The following is a 4,217-nucleotide window of genomic DNA, read 5'->3' as shown; positions in this document are numbered from 1 at the left end:
CGAGCAGCGAGCGGTTCGCGACCGGCGCGTACACGCTCAGCGTCGTCCCGGGAACGAAGCCTCGCTCGCTCGCCCCTTGCAATCGGTGACGCCGGTTCCCGTGGCCGTGCTCGTTTCAGGCGGCGGCACGAACCTTCAGGCGCTGCTCGACGCGCTACGCGACTCGGCGGTAGCCCGCGTTGCCCGCGTGGTCGCGAGCGGCGCCGATGCGGGCGCGCTCGAGCGAGCGCGACGGGCGGGGGTGCCCACGGCGGTGCTCGCGCACCCTGACGATCCGGACGAGGTCGTGACGGCCACCGGGAACGCCAGGCTCGTCGTGCTCGCGGGATACCTCAAGCGGATTCCGCCCGCCGCCGTCGCGCGGCTTCGCTGGCGCGTGATTAATATCCATCCGGCGCTGCTCCCCGCGTTCGGTGGCTCCGGGATGTATGGCCGCCGCGTCCACCAAGCCGTGCTCGCGAGCGGCGTCGCGCTCTCCGGAGCGACCGTCCACTACGTGGACGAGGAGTATGACCGCGGTCCGATCATCGCGCAGTGGCCCGTGCCGGTCCGTCCGGACGACACACCCGAGACGCTCGCCGCGCGCGTGCTCGCCGTGGAGCATCGGTTGCTGCCGCAGGTGGTGATGGAGCTGGCGCGACTAGGCGTCCCGGAAAGGCCCGTGCGGCTCTCCGCGAGCGGTTCCGCGTTTGTGGTGGCTGACCAACCTTCTGTGAGGGTCGGGGAGGGTCGGGGATGATCGGTGGGAAAAAAGATTTCGGGATTCGACACCGTGGTTCCCATCCTGAAGGATGGGCCCGGAGCAACACAACGCTGAAGCGTGTACTCGCCCCTGTGCTTCAGCACAGCGCCATGCTGGGCCCACGCTTGAGCGTGGGAACAAGGACCGCCGTCCTGATACTCGTTCTGTCCGCCAGTCCGACCGTCCGCCTGTCGGCACAAGGTGACGTCGACCGTCTGGCGCTCCGGTTCGCCTCCATGACGGCGGTGACCGGTCTCGAGCAGGCGATGGTCGACTCGCTGCGGGCGCTCTTCCCCGGCACCACGCGGGATCATGCGGGCAACGTGACGCTCATGCTGGGTCAGGGCTCCCCGAAGCGCCTGTTCACCTGCCCGCTCGATGAAGTCGGTTACGTCGTGGGCAACATTCTCCCCGACGGCTTCTTGCTGCTGCGGCGGGTGGGAGGCGGAGGCGCGGGCCGCACGGCGTCGCCCTTGTTCGATCAGCAGCTCGAGGGTCACCGCGTGACTGTGTTCGGTGCGCGAGGCGCGGTGCCCGGCGTGGTCGCCGTGAAGTCCACGCATCTGACGCGGGGCCGCGGCGCGCCGGGCACGCCCGATCCGGTCTTCACCGTGGACAACGCGTACGTGGACGTGGGCGCAAGCTCGGCGGCCGAGGTGCAGGGTCTCGGGATCGCGGCGCTCGCCCCCGTGTCGCTCGCCAAGCGGCCGCAGCTGTACGGCGAGCGACTGCTCGCCGCGCCCGTCGCCGGGCGGCGCGCCGCCTGTGCCGCGCTCGCCGCGGCGGTTCAGGCGAAACCCAAGGTGAAGGGCACGGTCGTGGTCGCGTTCACGGTGCAGAGTCTCTATACGAGCAACGCCGGCCTCGCGAGCGTGAAAGCCCTGCTCGGACCGTTCGACGACATCAAGACCGCAGCGCTGCCGGCGCGCTACGCGGACACGGCGGTCGAGACGGTCGCCCTCGCCGATGCGGACCGGCTGGTCCGGGAAATCCTGCAATGGATGGAGGGGAGATGAGGGCGGTGGTAGCGGCGGGAGCGCTGCTTGGTGTCTTACTGCCCTTCCGTCTTTCCGCCCAGGACTCCACTCGAATCGCCGAGGCCCAGTCGGTTCTCGCCCAGCTGGTGGAGACCTACGGTGTCTCCGGCGCCGAGGGTCCGGTACGGGAGGCGGTGAAACGACTGTTGCCCAGTTGGGCCAAGAGCGAGACCGACACCGCGGGCAACCTGTGGGTGCGAGTCGGCCAGGGGAGCCCGGTGGTGGTGGTCATCGCGCACCTGGACGAAATCGGTTTCCGGGTGACCGGGATCCGCGACGACGGCACGCTCGAGCTCGAAACCCGCGGCGGATTCATTTCCTCGCTGTTCGAGGCCAAGCCGGCGCTGGTGCACACCGACCAGGGTGACATCGCCGGCGTCTTCCTGCCGCGCGACTCGGGTTTCACCCGCCACACTCCGCCACCGTTGCGCGTCGATGTCGGAACTACGTCTCGAGCGGCGGCCATGGCACGGGGCGTCAGACCCGGGCAGACGGTAACCATGCCGAAGCAGTACGTCCGCCTCTCGGGGACCCGCGCGACGGGCCGGTCGTTCGACGACCGCGTCGGCGCGACCGCGCAGCTCATCGCGCTGCAGCGCCTGGACCGCGCGGCGCTCAAGCATCAGGTGATTTTCATCTGGAGCGTGCGCGAGGAGATCGGGCTCGAGGGCGCTGCGGCAGCGGCCGCGGCGCTCGGCACGACTCCGCGACGGGTCCATGCGATCGACACCTTCGTGTCTGCGGACTCTCCGCTCGAGCTGCCCAATTTCGCCGTGGCGCCGATCGGGCGAGGGGCGGTGGCACGGGCGCTCGACAACTCGTCCATCACGCCGCCCGCCTACGTGGACTCGCTGGTCCAAATCGCGCGGGCGCGGGGCGTCGCGCTTCAGGTCGGCACCACCAACGGCGGCAACGACGGATCCGAATTCACGCCGTACGGCGTGGTGGACGTGCCGATCGGCTGGCCGCTGCGTTACTCCCATTCTCCCGCCGAGGTGATCGACCTGAAAGACGTGGTGAGCCTCGCCGACATGATCCGGGCCGTGGCCGAAACCTGGTGAAGCCACGAGCCCTGCTGTCGGTGTCGAACAAGCGCGGCATCGTGGAGCTTGCCCGCGAGCTGGTGGCGCTCGGCTGGGAGATCGTCTCCACCGGCGGCACCGCCGAGGCACTGCGCACGGCGGGCGTCGCCGTGATCCCCATCGAGCAGGTAACGGGATTCCCCGAGATGATGGACGGACGCGTGAAGACGCTGCACCCCAAGGTGCACGGCGGCCTGCTCGCCCGCCGCGCCCACCCCGGCGACCGCGCCGCGCTAACCGAGCACGGCATCACGCCGATCGATCTGGTGGTCGTCAACCTCTATCCGTTCCGCGAGACGGTCGCGAAGCCCGGCGTCAGCTTCGAGCAGGCGATCGAGCAGATCGATATCGGCGGCCCCTCGATGCTCCGCTCGGCCGCGAAGAACCATCAGGACGTGCTCGTCGTCGTCGACCCGGACGATTATCCCAAAGTCGTCGGCGCGATCAAGGACATGGCCCGGGGCGTAAGCCCCGGGTTGCGGAAGGAGCTCGCTGCCAAAGTCTTCGCCCACACCGCGGCCTACGACGCCGCGATCCACGGCTATCTGACCAGGGATGCACCCGGGTGGCCCGAGCGAATCACCGTCGCGCTCGAGCGCCGCCAGGAGCTCCGCTACGGGGAGAACCCGCACCAGGCCGCGGCGTTGTATGCGACCGCGGAGCCCGGCATCCGCGATCTGGAGCAGCTCTCCGGAAAGGAGTTGTCCTTCAATAATCTGCTCGACCTGGACGCGGGGCTCCTGGCCGTCGCGCCGTGGAGCGGGCGCGGCGCGGACCGCGCCGCGTGCGCCATCATCAAGCACACCACGCCGTGTGGCATCGCACTCGGCCGATCGCCGCGGGAAGCGTACGAGCGCGCCCTCGCCACCGACCGGACGTCCGCGTTCGGATCGGTGATCGCGTACAACGTGACCGTGGACCGCGGGACGGCGGAGGCGATGCGGGAGCTGTTCGTCGAGGTAGTGGTGGCGCCCGCGTTCGCAGAGGACGCCGTCCGAGTGTTCCAGGAGAAGAAGAACCTGCGCGTGGTGCGACTGCCGGTGGGAGAGGCCACCGGTTGGGACTGGAAGCGGATTCGCGGCGGGTTCCTGACGCAAGAGCGCTCCCGCCTCGAGCAGGTGATGGATGAAACCAGGTGGAAAGTCATGACCAAACGCGCGCCCACGGACGTCGAGTGGCGCGACCTGCGGTTTGCCTGGGGCGCCGTGGGGGCGGTCAAGTCGAATGCGATCCTCCTGGCGCGCGACGAGGCCGCGATCGGGATCGGCGCCGGCCAGACGTCGCGGGTGGACGCCTCGTTCCTGGCGATCCACAAGGCGCGCCAGCAGGGTCACGATCCCAAGGGCGCCGTGTTAG

Annotated in this window: 4 protein-coding genes; all 4 read left to right on the top strand. The window is 69.6% G+C overall.

Annotated features, from left to right (window positions below; translation table 11 throughout):
• Window positions 1-76: 76 nt before the first annotated feature.
• On the top strand, window positions 77-739 hold the full coding sequence (purN, locus tag E6J59_04660) for a phosphoribosylglycinamide formyltransferase (GenBank protein TMB21965.1): 663 nt from the start codon (window positions 77-79) through the stop codon (window positions 737-739).
• The gene (locus tag E6J59_04655) at window positions 736-1,758 is read left to right on the top strand and encodes a hypothetical protein (GenBank protein ID TMB21964.1); all 1,023 of its coding nucleotides are present in this window, start codon (window positions 736-738) and stop codon (window positions 1,756-1,758) included. Before purN ends, E6J59_04655 begins: the two co-directional genes overlap by 4 nt.
• Window positions 1,740-2,840 carry a M20/M25/M40 family metallo-hydrolase gene (locus E6J59_04650; protein ID TMB21963.1) on the top strand — a complete coding sequence of 367 codons (1,101 nt, stop codon included), beginning with the start codon at window positions 1,740-1,742 and terminating at the stop codon, window positions 2,838-2,840. The genes E6J59_04655 and E6J59_04650 overlap by 19 nt, the downstream gene beginning before the upstream one ends.
• Window positions 2,837-4,217, top strand: a 1,381-nt coding sequence (gene purH, locus E6J59_04645) for a bifunctional phosphoribosylaminoimidazolecarboxamide formyltransferase/IMP cyclohydrolase (protein TMB21962.1), incomplete at its 3' end; no start/stop codon positions are given. The genes E6J59_04650 and purH, both read left to right, overlap by 4 nt.

The organism is Deltaproteobacteria bacterium, assembly GCA_005879795.1.
Lineage (GTDB): Bacteria > Desulfobacterota > Binatia > DP-6 > DP-6 > DP-6.
Note: the sequence above shows the minus strand (reverse complement) of the source record. Positions and strands in the feature narration are given on the sequence as shown.